Source organism: Bacillus sp. FSL W8-0848, from assembly GCF_038007805.1.
GTDB classification, from domain to species: domain Bacteria; phylum Bacillota; class Bacilli; order Bacillales; family Bacillaceae; genus Bacillus; species Bacillus glycinifermentans.
Genome location: NZ_JBBOYB010000001.1, coordinates 1706976 through 1727753, shown reverse-complemented (window position 1 = coordinate 1727753; position 20778 = coordinate 1706976). Strand labels below are relative to the sequence as shown.

Here is a 20778-nt window from a genome sequence, read left to right as displayed (position 1 = left end):
GCCAAGAGCTTTCCGGCAGGTTCACTTTTTTGTAAGCGCAATCATTCCTTTCATCTATTAAAATATACTGCTATTTAAAATGTAACAGACAAGCCCTGATATGTAAATGAATCCCATCTGAGAACCGCATATTTTGTCCCTTTTCAAAGCGCAACTTTTGTCCGGTTGACAAATTTTTCAAAATATGTCCGTTGAAACAAATGCAAAAAGGGTGCTAACGTAATGGTATGAACCGGTTCATGGAAATCTATTTCGACTGATTCAAAAAAGGAGAGTTACCATGACAAATTCGATTCAAACCAGCAACCGTTACGCGAATTGGATTCCGATGAAAGAAATCAGCTCAAGCAAAGACCGGCTCTTCCCGTTTCCTATTTATAACCGGCTTCGGCAGACAAGCCCTGTGCGCTTCGATGACGATCGAAAGTGCTGGGATATTTTCGCTTATGAAGATGTTCAATATGTATTGAAATCGCCAAAGCTCTTTTCTTCAAAACGCGGCGGGGACATGCAGGGAAAAACCATGCTGACGATGGATCCGCCGCGGCATACAAGCATGAGGGCGATCGTCAATAAGGCTTTTACACCGAAGGCGGTGAAGCAGCTTGAATCGCACATCGGCGAAGTGACAGCCTTTCTGCTTGATGAAACAAGAGACAGGCGGTCGTTTGATTTGGTAGACGATTTGGCAGCTCCCCTCCCTGTGATTATCATTGCTGAGCTGCTCGGTGTTCCGCCTGAAGACCGCAGCATGTTCAAGCACTACTCTGATATATTGGTTTCGGGTGCTTCAGACAGCTCGGATGAAGCCGTCAAACTGATGAGCAAACGGCGCAAAGAAGGCAATGACTATTTAAAAGACTACTTTAAAAGGATTATCAAGGAACGCAAGAAGTCGCCCAAAGAAGATTTGATTTCGCTTTTGATTCAGGCTGAGGTAGAAGGAGAGAAATTAACTGAAGAGGAACTGCTCGGTTTTTGTACGCTTCTTTTGGTGGCCGGCAATGAAACGACAACCAATTTGATCGCGAATGCCGTCCGCTATCTAACAGAGGACGCACACACACAGGAGGCCGTCAGACATGATTTGTCCCTCGTGCCTCATCTCGTTGAAGAAACGCTGCGCTACTATCCGCCCGTGCAGGCGATTGGCCGCGTCGCAGCCCAAGATACCGAGATCAGGGGCGTTTCGATTCCAAAGGGCTCTTCCGTCATCAGCTGGGTGGCATCGGCCAATCGGGATGAAACCAAGTTTGACGATCCTGAATCCTTTAGGCTTGACCGCAAGTCAAATCCACATATGAGTTTCGGCTTTGGCATCCATTTTTGCCTTGGGGCTCCCCTCGCCCGCCTTGAAGCGAACATTGCCCTGTCGCATTTGCTTCGGCATGCATCGGTGGAAAGGGATGACCGGGTGAAGCTTGAAGCGATTCAAAGTCCGTTTGTTTTCGGCGTCCGCCGGCTTCCGGTGCGGCTTTTATATTAAATGACAGAAAAAGGACAAGCCCCCATGGGCGCTCGTCCTTTTTTCTTTTATGGATTTGTTGACCACATACCTGCAGATTTAATGAAAATGCGCGGGTGCAGTTTAAGCTGCGCCACCATGAATTCCGCAAGGTCTTCCGGCTGCATGACGCGCTCAGGGTTTCCGTCGGTCAATTTTGATTCGATTGCCAAATCTGTGGCGACTGTGCTTGGCGTAAGTGCGCTCACCCGGATGTTGTGCTTTCTGACTTCCTGCATTAACGATTCTGTCAGGCCGAGGACCGCAAATTTAGATGCGCTGTAAGCGCTCGTGCCTGCTGCGCCTCTTTGACCCGCTGTTGAAGAAATATTAATAATATCTCCTGCTTTTCTTTCGATCATATCAGGCAGAACAGCGCGGGTTACGTTGTATACGCCCATCAGGTTGACTTGGATGATATTCTCCCATTCCTCCGGAGTCTGTTCAAGAAAACCTGCAAAACCGCCGATTCCGGCATTATTAATGAGAATATCGATGCTGCCGAGCTCTTTTTTTACAGATTCAACTGCGTTTTCCACGGCTTTTAAATCCTTCACATCCGCTTCTGCAATCGACACGTTCACGCCGAAAGCCTTCAGCTCTGCCGCCGTTTTTTCAAGGTTGGCCATCGTACGGCCGACAAGGCCGATATGAACGCCCTCTTTCGCCAGGGCGAATGCGGCTGCACGGCCGATTCCTCTGGCTCCGCCTGTAATCAGGGCCGTTTTGTTTTGTAGAGATTGCATAGCAAAACTTCCTTTCAATATGTATGTACATGAAAAGTATAAAGAAATCCTAAATCGTTAACAAATAAAATGCTCGGGCCGGCGTTTCATCAAAATATCCGACAAGTGTCTTACAACGCAGGCTTTTAAGAAACAACCTAACAAATTTATTGTAAAAATGGCAAAGACCAAGTATACTCATATAGTTGCCAATCGTAAGAAAAAAGTCTATAAAATGGCGGTGGAGACACGTAAACAGATAAAACGAAAATACAGATGATACACGAGAGGATTTGACTCCGGGTCAAGTCTTCATTTTATATGACAGCTAGCTGTCTGAAGCGGAACATGCCCCGGCTTCGGCAAGATGGTTTTTACAGGAGGAATGGTATGGAACAAAAACTAAATTCCAAAGCAATACTGATTACATTTATGATTGGCGCTTTCTTCGCAATATTAAACGAAACATTGCTCAATATTGCCTTAACCGAATTAATGGATGCCTTCAGCATAGATGCTGCGACCGTTCAATGGCTGGCGACCGGCTTCATGCTAGTAATGGGCGTTTTAATGCCCGTTTCGGCCCTTTTCATTCAGTGGTTTACAACAAGGCAGATGTTTATCGGCGTGATGACCGTATTTTTGGTTGGAACGGTTATTGCAGCCTGTTCGGTGAATTTTCCGATGCTGCTGGCCGGACGGATGATTCAGGCTGTCGGCACCGGATTGTTAATTCCCATTATCATGAACGCTTTGCTTTTAATGTACCGCCCGGAAGTCCGCGGAAAGATTATGGGGACGTTCGGCCTGGTCATTATGTTTGCTCCAGCAATCGGTCCTACATTATCGGGGGTTATCGTTGATTTATTAGGCTGGCGCTGGCTGTTTATCATCGTGATTCCGTTTGCTGTTTTTTCGATTCTATTCGCCGCGAAGTATTTGCAGAACGTCGGTGAAGTAACACGCCCCCGTGCAGATGTTTTATCGATCATTTTGTCAACGATCGGTATCGGAGGCATGGTTTACGGCTTCAGCAGCGCCGGTGAGGCTTCGCATGGATTTGCGTCTGCGACAGTCATTACAGTGATCGCTGTCAGCCTGATCAGCCTTGTGCTGTTCGTGCTCCGTCAATTGAAGCTGGAAGAGCCGTTATTGGATATGCGGGTGTTTGCCTATCAAAATTATTCGCGCGGTCTGATTCTTTTTGTGATCGTCATTATGGCGATGTTTGCATCGGAAATTGTGATGCCGATGTATTTGCAGGGCCCTCTCGGCTTATCTGCAAAGACCGCCGGGCTGTTGCTGCTTCCCGGTGCGCTGCTGAACGGCCTTATGTCCCCTGCGATGGGCGGCTTATTCGATAAGCTCGGACCGAGAAAGCTCATCATACCGGGCACCGTCGTATTGGTCGGCGTCATGGTTTTCTTCAGCAACATCGGTCCTTCCATTCCGATATGGTCGTTTATCTTGGTATATATCGTCTTAATGCTGTCGATCTCCGCGATCATGATGCCTGCGCAGACGAATGCGCTCAATGAGCTGCCGAAGAAGCTGTATCCGCATGGAACAGCCGTTGCCAACACTCTCCAGCCTGTAGCAGGGGCTCTTGGTGTTTCGGTTTTTGTAAGCATTATGAGCCAGGGGAAACAAAGCTTCCTGGAAAAACAACAGGCGCCGGCCAGCGAGCAAATCATGAATGAAGCGATGACGCACGGCATCCATCATGCCTACTGGTTTGCGCTGGCATTGACCTGCATCGCTTTTCTGATCTCATTATTCATTAAAAAGGCGGTTGCGCCGGATTTTGACGAAAACTAGGATCCTTCAGGGCCCCCGGCTTTTCCATCAGGAGAATGCCGGGGGTTTTTTATGAAACGTGAAATGCCGGCAAATTCTTAGCCGCTCTTTCCTTCGCCGGTGATTTTGTACAGACAACAGGCAAAATGTCCTGTTGGCGGATTTTTCAGAATTGACGGGATGTTGTGACATGATATAATGCTAGAATCATATTCATTTTTTCATCGGAAAGGAACGGAGTCCATGGAATCTTATGTTCATCAAAAGAACGGCATTTTCAAATCCGTATGTTCACTTGACTGTCCTGATCAATGCGGTCTTCTCGTTCATAAAAAAGACGGCAAGATCGTTAAAATTCAGGGCGACCCGGATCATCCGGTCACACAGGGCAACATATGCAATAAAGTCCGCAACATGACGGAGCGGATTTACGATCCGAAACGGCTGAAAACGCCGCTGAAACGGACGGGCCCGAAAGGATCCGGGACATTCGAACCGATCAGCTGGGATGAAGCGATCGACACCATTCGCACCCGCTGGACGGAGCTGATCGAAAAAGAAGGCCCGGAAAGCATTTTGCCCTATAGTTTTTACGGAAATATGGGGAATTTGACAGCCGAAGGAATGGACAGGCGCTTCTTCCACCGTCTCGGATCAAGCCAGCTTGAACGGGCCATCTGCACCCCTGCAGGCTCAGTTGGATATCAATATACGATGGGCGGAAGCATCGGAACAGATCCCGAAGATACAACAGAGACGAAGCTGTTTATATTCTGGGGAATCAACGCGGTCTCAACGAACATGCACCAAATAACAATCGCCCAAAAGGCGAGAAAAAACGGCGCAAAAATCGTTGTCATCGACGTTCATAAAAATCAGACCGGCAGAATGGCTGACTGGTTTATCCCGATCCTGCCGGGTACAGACAGCGCCCTTGCTCTCGGCATCATGCACGTTTTATTTGCCGAAGGCATGGCCGATGAAGCGTTTCTTAAAAAATATACGGTCGGCCATGAAGAGCTGCGCCGGCATGTTTTGCAGTACGATCCTGATACGGTTGCGGAGATTACCGGCGTTCCCCGTGAGGATATCGTCGAGCTTGCCCGTCTGTACGGAAAGACCTCCCCTTCCCTCATCCGCATCGGGAACGGGCTTCAGCATCATGACAACGGAGGCATGATCGTCCGGACGATCGCCTGTCTGCCTGCCATTACAGGACAATGGACGGTAAAAGGAGGCGGCGCGATTAAAGGCAATACCGCTTTTTTGGCCTATAATACAAAAGCGCTGCAGCGCCCTGACTTGCTGAACGGCAGAACGCCGAGGGTCATCAACATGAATCAGCTCGGCAAGGCCCTCCTGGAAATCGATCCGCCGATCCGCTCTTTATTTGTATACAGCAGCAATCCGGCCGTTGTCGCTCCTGAAGCGAACAAGGTCAGAAAAGGACTCGAGCGCGAAGACCTGTTTACGGTCGTCCACGATTTATTTTTAACGGAAACCGCCCGGTATGCCGATATCGTGCTGCCCGCCTCTTCCGCTTTTGAAAATATGGATTTTTACACATCGTACTGGCACCACTACACGCAATTGCAAAGACCCGTCATCGAAAAGTACGGCATGAGCAAATCCAATACAGAAGTGTTTCGCCTTCTCGCAGAGGCGATGGGCTTTGATGATGAGCCGCTGAAAGATTCGGATGAAGAGATGATCAGGCAGGCCCTTGATTATCCTGCCAATCCGTGGCTTGACGGAATCGATTTTGACAGCCTGTCTGAAAAGCATTTTGTCAAAGCGAAAAGAGAGACCATTTTTCCCGAGCGGCTCCCGACGCCAAGCGGAAAAATCGAATTGTATTCGAAAAAGATGGAACAGGACGGCTATCCCGCCCTGCCGACTCATACTCCCCTTTTGGAGACTGGAGAATACCCGTTTTTATTCGTGCCCGGGCCGAACCATAATTTCTTGAATACGACGTTTTCAAATAACGAAAAACATATCAAATTGGAAAAGGAACCAAAGCTCCATATCAACATAAAAGATGCGGAAGAAAAAGGCATCGAAAACGGCGACTCCGTAAAAATCCGAAATGACCGAGGAGAGTGCATCCTGACCGCCGCAGTCGGAGAAAACGTCCTTCCCGGCGTCGTCGTCAGCCAAGGACTGTGGGCCGACAAAGACGGAAAGAATTATCTCGTCAATGCGCTAACCCCGGACCGCTTATCCGACATGGGAGGAGGAGCAACCTTTTTTTCAGGAAGAGTGCAAATTGAAAAAATGGATTGAAAAGACTGGTGAATATTCACCAGTCTTTTTCGTGTTTGCGATCCCCTCTTAAATATGTCCTTTTTTTGAAATATAAGGTTATTTTATAAAATATAGTAACTGGATGCCGATGCAAAATATGTCAGGGCCCGACGGAGATCTTTTTTAGAAGGTCTCAATCTACTTACACGGAGGTAAAGGAACATGAGAATTAACCACAACATTGCAGCGCTTAACACGCTGAACCGGTTGTCTGCAAACAGCAATGCAAGCTAAAAGAACATGGAAAAGCTTTCTTCAGGACTCCGCATCAACCGCGCCGGAGACGATGCAGCAGGACTTGCGATTTCGGAAAAAATGAGAGGACAGATCAGAGGTCTTGAAATGGCTTCTAAAAACGCTCAAGACGGGATATCTCTTATTCAAACGGCTGAAGGGGCGTTAACCGAAACCCACTCCATTCTTCAGCGCATCCGCGAGCTGACCGTTCAGGCCAACAACACCGGCACGCAAGATACGACCGATCTCAGCGCGATCCAGGACGAAATCAGCTCTTTGCTTGAAGAGATCGGCGGGACAGAAGGCGAAAATGCGAGCAAAGGGATTTCCGACCGGACGCAATTCAACGGAAAGAACCTCCTGGACGGCACGTTCAAATCTGACGGAGGAGAAAAACTGCAATTCCAAATCGGAGCGAACAGCGGGCAAACGATCAGCGTCAACATCGAGAACATGTCCGTCACTGCTTTAGGACTTGCAGACGGCACATCAAAGGATGAAGACGGGAAAACGGTGACGACTGCCGGGTTTAAAATCGCCGAAATCGATGTCACGAAATTAACCGGAAAAAATAAGGACGGTACGGATTTAAGCGAAGATGACAAGAAGAAGTACTCTTTTGAAAACCAGCTTGCAGCCATTGACGCTGCGACGAAACAAGTATCTGCACAGCGTTCGAAGCTCGGAGCCGTTCAAAACCGCCTCGAACACACGATTAACAATCTCAGTGCTTCATCTGAGAACTTAACGGCTGCCGAATCCCGGATCCGCGACGTAGACATGGCGAAAGAAATGAGCGAGTTTACAAAAAACAACATTCTTTCTCAAGCATCCCAAGCGATGCTTGCCCAAGCCAATCAGCAGCCGCAAAACGTGCTTCAGCTTCTTCGCTGAATATGAAATAAAGGCTCCGGCTCAGACGCCGGGGCCTTTTTCATTTGTTATGTCCCGATTCCCTCAGCCGTTTTGCATAGTTCGCAGCAAATTCGGCGCTGTTTTTCACAAAATCGGTGATAATGCTCAGCTCTTCATCTGTATATCGCTTGAAGAACTTGACGGAAGCTTCAGTCAGGTTTTCAAATAAATTGTAAATGTCTGTCATGTTTTCCGGGATGAGCTCGATCAAAAGCCGCCTTCTGTCTGCTGAATCTCTCATCCTTTTGACATAGCCCGCCCTTTCAAGACGATCGATGACTCCCGTGATCGCCCCGGTCGTCAAGTTGCTTTTTTCCGCCAGCTCACCGGCTGTTAACTTCCCGCTCCGTGCGATGATTTCCAAGCATTTGTGATCCGTTTCGTTCAGTTCGAATTTTTCGGCGATCGCCTGATGCATGAAAACGGTTGCCGTACTGTTGAATCTCAGCTGCCGGATCAGCTCTTTGATCAGTTCCTCTCTTTTCGTTTGATTTTTTCTTGACATCTGAAACACCCTTCATTAAAATCATAATATCTTAGCAGCTAAGATATTTACCTCCTAATATAAATTAATTATAACAGGATTGATTTTCTTATGCCAAACCTATGCTAAGGCCGAATATTTATTAAAGGAGAAAGATGATTTTGTCACATACACAGCATCAGCGATTAGGGTTCATTATAGCAGGATTGCTGCTGGCCATTCTCATGGCATCGATGGATAACACGATTGTCGTTACCGCAATGGGTACGATTGTCGGCGACCTCGGCGGACTCGACAGCTTTGTCTGGGTCGTATCTGCTTTTATGGTCGCCGAAATGGCAGGTATGCCGATTTTCGGGAAATTGTCGGATATGTACGGCCGAAAACGCTTTTTTCTCTTCGGCAGCCTCTTATTCATGGCCGGCTCTGCGCTCTGCGGTACGGCTGCGAGCATTGAACAGCTCAGCATCTACCGCGCCATTCAGGGAATAGGCGGCGGGGCTCTCATACCGATTGCCTTTACGATTATTTTTGATATCTTTCCGCCTGAAAAACGCGGCAAGATATCGGGCCTGTTCGGTGCCGTCTTCGGGCTGTCAAGCATTTTCGGGCCGCTGATCGGCGCTTATATGACAGATTACATCAGCTGGCATTGGGTGTTTTACATTAACTTGCCGCTCGGCTTTATTTCTTTCATTTTGATACTCTTATTTTATCAAGAAGCAAAGCAGCGCAAAAAGCAAAAGATCGACTGGTTCGGTGCTATTACGCTTGTGGGTGCAGTTGTATGCCTCATGTTCGCGCTTGAGCTCGGCGGTGAAACATACGATTGGAATTCAAACGTCATTCTTCTGCTCTTTGGAGGTTCAGCTTGTTTTTTCATTTGTTTCTTCCTGATTGAACGAAAGGCGGCTGAACCGATCATTTCTCTTGACATGTTTAAAAATCGTTTGTTTGCGGCGAGCACCCTTGTCGCATTATTTTACGGCGCGACCTTCATTTCGGCGACCGTCCAGATTCCGATATTTGTTCAGGGCGTATACGGAGATTCGGCCACAAATTCTGGGCTCATCCTTCTGCCGATGATGCTCGGCTCAGTCATTTCCGCGCAGATCGGCGGTTTTTTAACGACGAAAATGAGCTACAGGAACATCATGCTCATTTCAGGCTTGTTTTTAGTTGCAGGTTTTTCTTTGCTGAGTACGATGAATACCGATACTCCCCGCCTCTTGTTGACGGGGTATATGATCGTCGTCGGCCTGGGGGTTGGTTTTTCCTTCTCCGTCTTAAGCATGGCGGCCATTCATCATTTCGGTCCAAATCAGCGCGGTTCTGCGACTTCAACAAGCAACTTTCTGCGCTCGCTCGGGATGACGGTCGGCGCCAGCATTTTCGGCATGCTGCAGAAAAACAGCTTTTCAGAACAAATGTCAGATCTTTCTCAAGGTGGAGAAGTGCCGGGGGCTGCTGCCCAGCATGACGCAAATCAAATTTTATCAAGCGCGAGAGCTTCGATTCCGCCTGATGTTCTAAAGCAGATAACAGAAGCGCTGTCAAACTCTATTGTCCATACGTTTTCATGGGCGATTTTATCAGCGGCCATCGCCTTGTTTCTGGTGCTCCTTATGCCGAAGGATCGGATGAACATAAGCGCGAAAAGCAAGTAAACGAAGCCGGAGAGTATTTTCTCCGGCTTTTCTATGTCTTCCATTAAGGTGTGGCAGAGGATTTAGCTCTTTTTTTTCTTATTTTTGAGATCATAAGGAGCGGAATCGGCACCAAGACAAATAAGATAACGGCCAGCCGGCTGATGAAGTCTCCAAATTGAAATATGCCATTCAAATTCTTGGGTGTCATCGCTATTACATACATGACCGGAAGCAAGGCATACATCACCGTGTGGATATTTTTATGAAACAGCTGGGACAGGCCCAGCGATGCCGCGTAATATGAAATAGCAAACGTTGCGAACAGCTGCATAATCCAGATGGTGAGCAGCAAAGATTCAAATCTTTCAAATACCAAACCGGGAATTTCAAAGCTTCGCATCAGATCAAGCGTCGGCCAGGTCCTTGTAACGACACCGTCAACAGAAAGCGCACCGATAACAAATATGACGGTAACCAAGTAAAAAATCAGGGAAATGCTTATCCCCACCACAACGACCTTTACGCCTTTCTGAGGCTTTTTCATAAACGCCAAAAGGAACAGCATCACTTCCGCACTGGTTAAAGAAAGAACGGTTGCTTTGGTTCCTTGCAGCACCGGCATCACTCCTTTTCCCAGCACAGGCCGCAAATTATCCAGTTCAAATATTCCGCTGCTCATCAAAACAACCGTCAAAAAAATAATCACCGTTATAGGAAATATGATTTCAAACAGACGCGCAATCGCTCCCATGCCGGCTTTCACTGAATAAAGGCCGACCCACATCATCGTGATCGTGATCGCCCAGAGCGGGGTTCCTTCAAGCAAAAAAAAGCTGGTAATTTCGGCCATTATCCTTGCTTCAAATGCCGCAATCGTAATGAAATGCTCGATAAAAAACAAGCCGATCAGAATGCCCATCCATTTTCCAACAATATCGCCGCCGTATTCAAAAAATGTTTTTCCAGGGTAGCCCTGGCTTAATTTCGTCATGACTACCCCGGCTGCCATCGTAATCATCCCGCCGAATATGACAGCCAGCCAGACGTCCGGTGTTCCCATCTCTTGCACGGCTGTCCGAGGCAGACTAAGTATACCCGCCGCCAAAATATAATTCACAAAAACAACGATAGCCTGAGAAGTCGTAATTTTGTCAAATGCACTGCTCATTGAGATCAACCGCCTTGTTATCTCTTTTTTTGCGACTAATGCTATCCAAGGGTGCCGTAGTCCTTTATCGTAAACTGAACATGGATTGTAATCGGAATCTCTGTAAATGTCTCATCCCAGTTATTCTTCAGCTTATCCCAAAGCCGGGGATGTTTGATTCTCAGTTCATTTCCGAATCCTGCAAGGTCTGCTTTGTATACTGTCTGCATTTTTCGAGTCGCTTTCTCCACCAGCTTTTCAACGGTTTGGGCTGACTTTCTTTCTGTTCGCTCCAAAAATTTGTTGTCAAAAGCTTTATCAGCTGCGCTCCATTTTTCGGCAAGGTGCCCTTCAGATGTAATATGAACTTGAAATGAAATACGATTTCCTTTCACAATCGGCTTGATCTCGCTTTTGATCGATTCCACCGAAAAAGCCAGCAGCTTTTTTGTTTTTGGATCATAGCTTTTGACAGTGCCGCCTCTTCCCTGTCCGATAATCCACATCACCCCGTCTAAATCCTGTTCATTCAAAAAACCGATCAGTTTATTCGTTTTTCCGTTGATCGCAGCGGCTCCCGCGTATTTAACTTCTCCTTCTGCACTCGCCACATTTTGGATCAAATAGCTTGTTCCCGCCCTCATTTTCCCCATCATTTTGGCAAGTGTCACAGGAGGCAGAATTTTTTTCGCCCGATAGGCATTTTCAACGACTTTGCGCAGATGAAACGCCGGCATTTCGCCTGTCTCCTTTAGTTCAAGCGTATCTCTCGCCCTTCCTCTTGTAACGAGGACAATGCTGCTTGGTCTTATTTCATCATCACGGAGAGGCTGATCAAGCAGTTCATCGAAGGAATAAGTGCGCAGGAGATCAGCGGCGATGACAATTACCTTTAAATGCGAGCCGTATACGGGCCCCTTTCTTAAGGCTATTTCAGTCGTGATTTGCTGGACCGAGTCTCCTGTTTCGTATACATTAATGTAAGATTTTTGTCCCGTACCTCCGCTTCCTCCAGCTGCCTGCTCGTTTACATACTGGTAGGTTATCGTAATCCGGTCTTTTTTCGGATAGTATCCCCCTACTTTATCAAACTTCTTTTCCAGGGAGGTTTCCTTGCCTTTATCAAACCCCATTCCAAATGTTAAACCGCGCTCTTCAATTTCATGGTTGCTCCAGCATCCGGTTAAAAATAGAAGCAAAATAGCGGATAGGAAACGGATTTTTTTAATGATTTGTTTCAACTTTCCTCCTCCTCGCTTTCGAAATCAAAAGAAGCAGCAACGGGACTGTGCCGCATAAATAAATGGCGCTGTTGCCGATCACGTCTCCGATTTGAAAGACTTGGTTGACGTTTTTCGGCGCCATCGCGATCAAATAGACAATTGGGAGCAAACCGAACATAAATGGTTTAATGTCTTTTTTAAAGAGCTGTGACAGTCCTAAGGCAGCAGCATAGTAGCTGATAACCAAATTAGAGTAGATCTGCATGATCCAGATGACAAGCAGCAGAGACTCAAACCGTTCAAATATAAGGCCGGGAATTTCAAAGCTTCTCATCAGGTCGATTGTCGGCCATGTCCTTGTCACAACACCGTCGATGGAAAGCGCTCCGACCACCATGATGACCGTGATCATGTAAAACATAATCGGGAAAACCGTCTCGATGAGGACTGCTTTAAACGCCTTTTCGGGCTGTGACATAAAAGGGACGATGATCAGCATGATTTCAATACCCGTGTAAGCGAAAGTCGTGGTTTTTATCCCCTGCATAGCAGGGATAATTCCCTTCCCCAGCACAGGGCGGAGATTGTCAATTTCAAATAGCCCTATGCTCATAAAGCGACAAGCAAAAAAATAATAACCGTAATCGGAAGTATGATTTCAAACAGACGGGCAATCGGGTTGATGCCGCCCAGCAGCAAATAGAAGCCGCACCATAAAAACACCATCGCAGACGCCCAGATCGGGGTGCCTTCAAGCAAAAAGTACTGACTCACCTCTGTTACTGAGCGAATCTGAAATCCCGATATAGTAAGAAAGTAGCAAATCAGCAGCAGACTGATCAACCCGCCCGCCCATTTGCCGACGATTTCCCGGTTGTATTCATAAAACGTCTTATCCGGGTATTCCCTGCTCAATTTCACCATAATATATGACACGAGGATTGCGACCAATCCACCAAACAATACAGTGATCCAAACATCAGGCGTTTTCACTTTTTCCACCGATGTTCGCGGCAATGTCAGAATTCCTGTCCCGAGAAGAAAATTGGTGACAATAATGGCGGTTTGAGCAACGGTAATTCGGTCTTTCGCGTCGACCTTCATAATTGAACACTTCCTTCCAGCCATCTTCCTCTTTCTTTAACCCGTCCGTCTTTTCATTTTCCTCCTGATCTTTGAAATCGCGAGAAGCAGAAGCGGCAGCAAGCCGCCGAAAAAAAATCCGCTATTCCCGATAAAATCTCCGAACTCAAACAGGCCGTTGATATTGTGGGGGGCAGCCGAAATCAAATAGATCACCGGCAGCAAACCGAACATGACAGGCTGAATATTTTTCTGAAAGAGCTGTGATAACCCTAATGCAGCGCCATAATAAGAAATCACAAACGTCGTAAAAAGCTGCATGATCCAGATGACAAGCATCATGGATTCAAAGCGTTCAAAAATCAGCCCCGGCATTTCAAAGCTTCGCATCAGATCGATCGTCGGCCAAGTACGGGCTACCACTCCGTCAATCGATAATCCGCCGATGACCATGACGACGGTTATCATATAGAAGAACAAAGGAATCACGGTTCCCATTGCGACAGCTTTTATCGCCCGATCAGGATGTTTCATAAAGGGCAGCAGGAAGAGCATCACTTCAATTCCCGAAAAAGAAAGAGCCGTTACTTTCACTCCTTTCAATACCGGTAAAATCCCTTTTCCTAAAACAGGCCGCAAATTGTCCGCATCAAATATCCCGATGCTCATAAAAGTCACCAGCAAAAACAGCAACACCGTTATGGGAAGAATGATTTCGAACAAGCGCGCAATCGGATTTAAACCGCCGATGATCAAATACAGTCCCACCCACAAAAAAATCATGGTGATCGCCCAGTCCGGCGTCCCTTGCAGCAAAAAAAACTGCGTAATTTCAAGCATCGAACGAACCTGAAAGCCCGCATGCGCCAAGAAATATAAACTGAAAAACAGGCTGAGCAATCCGCCGATCGGTTTTCCCACTATCTCCCCGCAATATTGATAAAACGTTTTTTCAGGAAACTGGCGGCTTAACGCCACGATGATGATTCCCGCCGTGAGCGCAATGAGTCCCCCTAATAAAAGAGCGATCCAAACATCAGGCGTCTTCACTTCAGCCACCGATGTTCTCGGAAGCGTCAAAATTCCGGTTGCAAGCAGGAAGCTGGTGACGATAACGGCTGTTTGTGAAGTGGTTATGCGGTCTTTCGGCCTGATCATCTTAAAGATTCACTCCTTTCCAAGCTAGCTTTTGCGCGACGAATCGTTTGTTTTTATCATCTTTGGCCTGCGCCTCATCATCGAAATCGGCATTCGAATAATGAAATCCTTCCAGTCGTTTAAACGATAGGGCACAGCCGGACTGGCATAAGGAACGCCGAAGCTTTTCAGTTTCACGGCATGGCAGGAAAGCAACAGGAAAAACATGATAACCCCGTATAATCCAAACACAGCTGCGCAGAACATCGCCGCAAACCTCAGCATACGGAGTGAAATTCCGGCACCGTATTGCGGAATCGCAAATGAAGAAATTGCCGTTACCGCAACAACGATGACCATGATGGGACTGACGATCCCGGCCTGCACGGCAGCCTCGCCGATAATGAGACCGCCGACAATCCCTATCGTCTGCCCGATCGGTTTAGGCAGGCGCAGACCGGCTTCCCGCAAAATTTCAATGGCCACTTCCATAATGAGAGCTTCGATCAGGGAAGGAAACGGCACCCCTATCCTCGTCCCTGTTATGGATATCACAAGCTCGCTCGGAATCAGCCCCGGATGAAACGAAATAAAGGAAATATATAAAGCCGGCCCCAACAGTGAAATCATAGCTGCCCCAAACCTCAAGATCCGGATAAATGAACCCGGTATCCAGCGTTCATAATAATCTTCGGGTGATTGCAGCATCATGCTGAATGTAACAGGCACGATTAAAACAAAGGGCGTCCCATCCAGCAAAATCGCCACCCTTCCTTCCATCAAAGCGCTCATCACCCGGTCAGGGCGTTCAGTGCTTTGCACCTGCGGAAAAGGGCTGAGATAATTGTCTTCGATCAGCTGTTCAACATAACCTGACTCAGGGACAAGGTCGATATCAATCTTTAGGATTCTTTTTTTGACCTCTTCCACCAGATCCGGTTCAGCCACCTCTTTGATATAGGCAACAATAAGCTTTTTTGTCGCCCGTTTTCCTACCTCAAATTCAATCAACGACAGGTTTTCATTTTTCCCCTGCTGTCTTAAAAGTGCGGTGTTTGTACCTATCGTTTCGGTAAAGCCCACCCTGGCTCCCCTGACCAAGGCCTCTGATAAAGGCTCTTCAATATTCCTCGTATTTCCCTTTGTCGTACCCAAAACGAATACTCCAGCAAAACCGTCGATAAAAAGCGCGGTTGAACCCATTAAGACTTCCGGAACCGTTTTGCCGATATGATTTGCTTCTTTTACTTCGCTTATGGGCAAAATTTGAGACTTAATCAGTCCTGGCAGATTGTTTTTTAATGAAGAAAGCTCTATTTTATATTCTTCGGAAAAATCAGCCATCAGCGATTTCATGATGTGCTTATCAATCAAGTCTTTGTCTGACAGCACATCGATGAAAACAACCGCTCCTCTGACACCAGTGCGTCCGATGTCAAATTCCCGAAAATGCACATCTGTGTTATGCCCTATTTCTTCCTTGACCATTTTCAGGTCATGATCCAAATCGCCGGTGAAATATCCCGTTGCTTCCTGGGACGGTTTTTTAGGGAGTTCATGCTGAACGGGCTGCTTTCGTATCCTCCGTGTTTTTGATTTCCACCATCTCATGTAATCATTCACCCTCTATTGTTGTACGAACCCAAACAAAAAACTTTGAAATGGCGTACGGGATTAAAAAGACAAAAAATGCTTGCATGATTGTCTGCCAGTCCGGAAAAAAAGAAAAGATCGTTTCCCACATGTTGATCACCTTCATTTTTACGTTTTGCTAAGTCCATCTTTTTTATCCTATTATTGCCTTGGATGACTTCTAACAATATGGTAATTTAAACCACGATTGACACAGGCTAACGAAAAAAACAGCCATCTGCGTGAGAAAACACAGATGGCTGTTTGCCTTTTCATTGTTCACTTTTTCGACAGCGATTGTTTCTTTTTCAAAAGCTTGATAAATTCCTGATCCAACTCTTGATATCTCGGGTTCTCCTCTGTGAGCTCTGACAGCTCTCCAAGAATTGCGGTCATGCGCGTTTCGATGCGCAGCCGCTCTGCCTCGTCATGATCGATTTGGGGATCTTCCTTTTTGCTCTGATAGTCCTTCAGCCCCGTTTCGATGCGCCGGATTCGTCCCTTTTCAAATACAAGAAGCTTGTCGCACAATTTTTCCATGAAATACCGGTCGTGCGAAACGATGATAATCGTCCCCTGAAAGTCGAGCAATGTGTCCTCAAGCTGTTCTCTAGTCGGCAAATCAAGGTGATTGGTCGGTTCGTCCAACACGAGGACATCGTAATCCTTGATGATCATGCCCGCCAGCTTAATCCGTGTGCGCTCACCCAGACTGAACGTCCCGATTTTCCGGTCAAACCGGTCTTCCTTTATCCCCATATTGGCCAAAATCGTGCGCGCGTGTGCCATATCGCGCCTGTCAAACAGCTGCAGCGCTTCTGCCGCGGTTTGATTTTCGTTAACATCATTGACATCCTGGCTTAAATAAGCGGTCTTGATTGACCGGCTTTTCCAAAGGGTTCCGTTTGTCGCCGGTTCTTCTTCCAGCATCATTCTGATCAAGGTCGTTTTGCCGCAGCCGTTGCTGCCGACCAGACCGATCCGCTCTCCGTGCTTGATGAAAAAGCTGCTGTCTTCAAAAAGCTTGCGGCCGCCAAACGCCTTCGTGACATTTTTCGCTTCAATAATCCGCTTTCCCCTTTTTTCGCCTGAAGAAAATTGAAACTTGACCGTCTCTTCGCCTTTCGGTTTTTCGGCTTTATTTTTTTCCAGCTCCTGTTCGAGACGCTTCAATTTGGATTTGACCTGGTTGTCGAGCTTTTTTGCTTTTACCCGGTAATATTCCTTATAGCCTTCTTTTTTGGTTGAATCCCGGTGGGCTTTCTGAGACCAATTTTGCAGATTTGCGATTTGCGATTCGATTCTTTCTTTCTGCTTCTGCTGTACTTCATATTGGTGCAGCTGTGCTTCGTATCGCCGTTTTTTCTCGCTGCGGTAAGCGGAGTAGTTTCCTTCATATGCATGCAATAGCCCATCTTCCAGCTCGAAGATTTTTGAAACGGACTGATCCAAAAAGTAGCGGTCGTGCGAAATGATCAAGACAGCCCCCTGAAACGTTTGAAGCTCTTCAATGAGCCAGCTGATTCCGTTTGCATCCAGATGGTTTGTCGGTTCATCCAAGATGAGAACATCAGGCATCGTTTGCCAGACAAAGGCAAGCGCAAGCTTCAGTTTTTCTCCGCCGCTCATATGGTGAAGCCTTTCTGTATTCCAGCTTTGAACCTTTGTGAGCCCCAATTGGCTCGCCAGCTGATACAAACCGCCGCTCTCATCACCGCCTAACATATCGCTGAAATCATTGACCGAATACGCGACAGATTGCTGCAGGTAGCCTATTTTAAGCGCGTGTTCCGTTTGAATGGAGCCCTTGTCAGCTTCCATGCGACCGGCAAGGATGTTGGCAAGCGTCGTTTTTCCAGTTCCGTTATATCCAACCAACCCGATTCGTTCATTGCGTGTCATATCAAATTCGATGTTCTGTAAAACCGTTTGGTCTCCAAAGCTCTTTTTCAAGCCTCTCACTTTCATTAAAAACGTCATAAAAAAACCTCCCGCGGGAAACCCGGAGAGGATAGCATGCCGAATGATGCATTGCCAAAACAGCATCGTCATCAGTACGACAAATAGACATACGGATGCTGAAGGCAATGCAAAAAAGGTATAAAAGGGCAGACTCATCCTATTCTCCAAGTTTCCGTTTTTTCGTATTAAAAAAACGATGGAAAATAAGATTACTGCTTCATGTCCCCTATACCTTTTCCTTTCACTGTATTTACTCAACAGTATATAAATGAAGGGAAACATTGTCAATAGGAAACATTCTTAGATTCGCCATTGTTGAACTCGCAGCGGTTTCTCATGATGAACAACCTTTCCAAATTTTATGCAGCCGGGTTAACCCGATCCTGTCAGATCCGGCAGACCCCCAAGGTCTCCTTTTTCTTGTTTTTTTACAGCAACAATAAAAACTCAGAAAAACATCGTTAAGAGGGATTTCATTCTGAATATCGTATATGTATCATAAATTGTTTTGCCAAGTACGAGCTTTTTGTGAAAATCCAATGCAGGAAAGGTGAGATTCTTTTGAAAATAAGCACGGGTATGATAGGAAAAGTTGTGTTAAGTTTGCTGCTTGCATTATCCGTTGTGATGACATCGCTTAATTCTCAAATCATTGCTCAATCTAAAACATCATCACCAACTCAGATTACCAATCCGGAAAAGACGGTTGTATTAACAAAATTGAATAACAACGTATGGGCGCATACTTCATTCAATGATTGGAATGGAACAACCTATGACCACAATGGGTTAGTTATTTCTACTTCAAAAGGGTTAGTCCTGATTGATACAGCATGGGGGGACGACCAAAAAACTGAAGAATTATTAAGATTAAGCGAAAAGCACTTAAAGAAAAAAGTTGTTCTGGCGCTGATTACCCATGCGCATGATGATAGCATTTCAGGCATCCGTGCGCTGCTGAATCAGGGAATCGATGTTCGCAGTACCCGATTGACTGCAAAGCTTGCTAAAGAATATGGGTATCCTTCGCCCAATCCGACACTCGATGCAAGGCCCGTGATGAAAGTAGGCAACACCGTAATCGAGGCCTTTTATCCCGGGGAAGGGCATTCGAAAGACAACATTACCGTTTGGCTTCCCCAATCTCAATTATTATTCGGCGGATGCTTCATTAAGTCATTAGAGGCAAAAGATCTGGGGAATCTTTCTGATGCAAATGTAGAACAATGGGATGACTCTGTTCAACAGGTAATCGACAAATATCCGAACGTCAAAACGGTCGTACCCGGGCACGGGAACTGGGGAGATCGGAGCCTGCTCTTCCACACACTTGATCTGATCAAACATCATACTTAATAAAAGCTGAACAAAGCAGCTTGCAGATCATACATTTTCAATCCAATTGATTCTTCTTCCACTTCCTTATTTTAGTCCGGAAGCTTTTGAACGGAGCTACAGAGTTGATGTGAATAAACCTTATGGCAGGCCATTTCGGGTTAGTGCCTGTCCATTTTAATGTACCTTGAGTATATAACTCTTCATTCGTAAGCGTATCAATCCAAGACTGAAACTGCGCCTCTGCTTTTTTGAATTCTTGGCGCAGTTCAGTTAACGAAAGGTGGGAATACGTTTTGTAAAAAGATTGATAGAGCGCCCCCAGTTGGTTCCATTTATAATGAGGTGAAGGCGTTATCACCGTTTTCCCTAAGCGCTCATCCTTGTCCCAGCTCATCAGAAGGTTTAACCATCCAAGTTGGTAAGCAATGATTTCTCCCGGAGTCCGGTCTACATCGTTGTCGCGCACATCTCTATATTCATCAGGGATACCGTCGAACTCACCGTCTAATAACAAATAACGCTTATGAATTTCCTCTTTTAAATGTTTTTTGGACTCGTACATACTAACCACCCCGATTACGTGATTTAAACTCTTTTGTACCCGATTTCAACTATACAAAAAAACAGCCTTCTCATTTTTAAGGAGCAAGGATGGATAATCAGCCTCGTTATTTTTCCTGAAGCTTCAGAAGGTACTTCTTAATTCTCACCCATTCGAATACAGAAAAAATGCAAACATGAGAGGACCTGGCCCTTTTCTTTTATTGCGCACTTTTTTTATATTCAATCAACCAGCAATCTTGATATCTGCCTTCATGAAATTCGTGTTTCGGAAGCATTCTCACCTTTTTAAAGCCGCATTTTTCATAGCACCTTAAAGCCCTTTCATTGGTGGCGTGAGGGCCCATCACTACCCGGTCTGCTTGATGATGCTCAATTAAATAGTGAACCATGGAAGTCACAAGCAGTGTTCCAATTCCTTTATTCCAATAATCTGTCTCGCCTATAAACTGGTCTAATCCGTAAACGGTCTCATCACGGTATCCGTATGTTTTTTTCTCTTCCTCATCCAACTGATAAAATTGGATATATCCAATTTCTCTTCCGTTGAAATCTACAATGCATTTTGTTTCATCATCTTCATCATCATAAAACACCTGCTGGACCTTGTTTACGTCAAAGGGATTGTCTCTTCCCTCATAAAATTCAAGAACTGCCGGATCAGAAAGCCATTTGGCTAGAAGGCGCTGATCACCATTTTTTAATTGACGAACCTTTACATCACCATTTTGGAACAGCATCGTATTCTCCGCTCCATTCCCTGTAAATTATTCCATCAATTCACTATACCACAAAATGCTTGTGTTAGAATGAATGACTTCATTCAGCGAGATGCACTTTTGGCTCAAAAAATATAGAGTGTTCGGATTAATTGGTGGAAGAGGGTTAAAAAACCCCCGCTTTCATAGCCTTAATCAGTGTGGAAAAATCAGCTCCATAAATTCGTAACCATCTGGAAATTGAGCAGCATTTTCCCGAACAGCCTTGAGTGAACAAAATTTTCGTTAACATGGTTCATTGACTTAATTAATTGGTACAGTTTTGATTGCTTCAGTTTCATAGATGATTAAGAATTGC

The 20778-nt window shown here is 46.1% G+C and carries 14 protein-coding genes and 2 pseudogenes; 6 read left to right on the top strand and 10 right to left on the bottom strand.

The window, feature by feature from the left end:
- Positions 1–280 precede the first annotated feature (280 nt).
- Positions 281–1486, top strand: a complete 1206-nt coding sequence (locus NSQ39_RS09085; protein WP_046130925.1) for a cytochrome P450 — start codon at positions 281–283, stop codon at positions 1484–1486.
- A 47-nt stretch (positions 1487–1533) separates the two neighbouring features.
- Here the strand turns inward: NSQ39_RS09085 and NSQ39_RS09080 are convergent, their stop codons facing one another.
- Positions 1534–2250: a 3-ketoacyl-ACP reductase gene (locus tag NSQ39_RS09080; RefSeq protein WP_046130924.1), complete on the bottom strand. Its 717-nt coding sequence runs from the start codon at positions 2248–2250 to the stop codon at positions 1534–1536.
- A gap of 369 nt (positions 2251–2619) precedes the next feature.
- Between NSQ39_RS09080 and NSQ39_RS09075 the strand changes: the two genes are divergently transcribed.
- The 3 genes and pseudogenes from NSQ39_RS09075 to hag all read left to right on the top strand — a co-directional run bounded on the left by NSQ39_RS09075 (position 2620) and on the right by hag (position 7464).
- A complete protein-coding gene (locus NSQ39_RS09075) occupies positions 2620–4047 on the top strand; it encodes an MDR family MFS transporter (protein WP_046130923.1) in 1428 nt (475 codons plus the stop codon).
- 222 nt (positions 4048–4269) lie between these two features.
- On the top strand, positions 4270–6312 hold the full coding sequence (locus NSQ39_RS09070; RefSeq protein ID WP_046130922.1) for a molybdopterin-containing oxidoreductase family protein: 2043 nt from the start codon (positions 4270–4272) through the stop codon (positions 6310–6312).
- Positions 6313–6495: 183 nt separating this feature from the next.
- Positions 6496–7464: pseudogene (gene hag / locus NSQ39_RS09065) on the top strand (flagellin Hag).
- 40 nt (positions 7465–7504) lie between these two features.
- On the opposite strand, the gene NSQ39_RS09060 reads toward hag, so the two are convergent.
- A complete protein-coding gene (locus tag NSQ39_RS09060) occupies positions 7505–7990 on the bottom strand; it encodes a MarR family winged helix-turn-helix transcriptional regulator (protein WP_046132756.1) in 486 nt (161 codons plus the stop codon).
- Positions 7991–8193: 203 nt separating this feature from the next.
- Between NSQ39_RS09060 and NSQ39_RS09055 the strand changes: the two genes are divergently transcribed.
- The gene (locus NSQ39_RS09055; protein WP_445662411.1) at positions 8194–9636 is read left to right on the top strand and encodes an MDR family MFS transporter; all 1443 of its coding nucleotides are present in this window, start codon (positions 8194–8196) and stop codon (positions 9634–9636) included.
- A 43-nt stretch (positions 9637–9679) separates the two neighbouring features.
- On the opposite strand, the gene NSQ39_RS09050 is transcribed toward NSQ39_RS09055, so the two are convergent.
- The 6 genes and pseudogenes from NSQ39_RS09050 to abc-f all read right to left on the bottom strand — a co-directional run bounded on the left by NSQ39_RS09050 (position 9680) and on the right by abc-f (position 17820).
- On the bottom strand, positions 9680–10786 hold the full coding sequence (locus tag NSQ39_RS09050; protein ID WP_216898605.1) for a spore germination protein: 1107 nt from the start codon (positions 10784–10786) through the stop codon (positions 9680–9682).
- 41 nt (positions 10787–10827) lie between these two features.
- Entirely contained in the window at positions 10828–11994 is a 1167-nt protein-coding gene (locus NSQ39_RS09045) for a Ger(x)C family spore germination protein (protein WP_175075195.1), read from the bottom strand.
- Positions 11990–13092 (bottom strand): annotated as a pseudogene (locus NSQ39_RS09040) (spore germination protein). Before NSQ39_RS09040 ends, NSQ39_RS09045 begins: the two are co-directional and overlap by 5 nt.
- 36 nt (positions 13093–13128) lie before the next feature.
- Positions 13129–14229 carry a spore germination protein gene (locus tag NSQ39_RS09035; RefSeq protein WP_175075101.1) on the bottom strand — a complete coding sequence of 367 codons (1101 nt, stop codon included), beginning with the start codon at positions 14227–14229 and terminating at the stop codon, positions 13129–13131.
- A gap of 24 nt (positions 14230–14253) precedes the next feature.
- Positions 14254–15819, bottom strand: coding sequence for a spore germination protein (locus NSQ39_RS09030; protein ID WP_175075100.1), 1566 nt, complete (start codon positions 15817–15819; stop codon positions 14254–14256).
- A 300-nt stretch (positions 15820–16119) separates the two neighbouring features.
- Positions 16120–17820, bottom strand: coding sequence for a ribosomal protection-like ABC-F family protein (gene abc-f / locus NSQ39_RS09025; RefSeq protein WP_216898601.1), 1701 nt, complete (start codon positions 17818–17820; stop codon positions 16120–16122).
- 543 nt (positions 17821–18363) lie between these two features.
- Here abc-f and bla point away from each other — a divergent pair.
- Positions 18364–19158, top strand: a complete 795-nt coding sequence (gene bla / locus NSQ39_RS09020; RefSeq protein ID WP_175075098.1) for a subclass B1 metallo-beta-lactamase — start codon at positions 18364–18366, stop codon at positions 19156–19158.
- 37 nt (positions 19159–19195) lie between these two features.
- Here bla and NSQ39_RS09015 read toward each other — a convergent pair whose 3' ends face one another.
- Together NSQ39_RS09015 and NSQ39_RS09010 are read right to left on the bottom strand one after the other, a co-directional pair.
- Positions 19196–19702 (bottom strand): ClbS/DfsB family four-helix bundle protein, encoded by a 507-nt coding sequence (locus NSQ39_RS09015; RefSeq protein WP_175075097.1) that lies wholly within the window; start codon positions 19700–19702, stop codon positions 19196–19198.
- 199 nt (positions 19703–19901) lie between these two features.
- Positions 19902–20441, bottom strand: a complete 540-nt coding sequence (locus tag NSQ39_RS09010; RefSeq protein ID WP_175075096.1) for a GNAT family N-acetyltransferase — start codon at positions 20439–20441, stop codon at positions 19902–19904.
- Between the last annotated feature and the right edge of the window lie 337 nt (positions 20442–20778).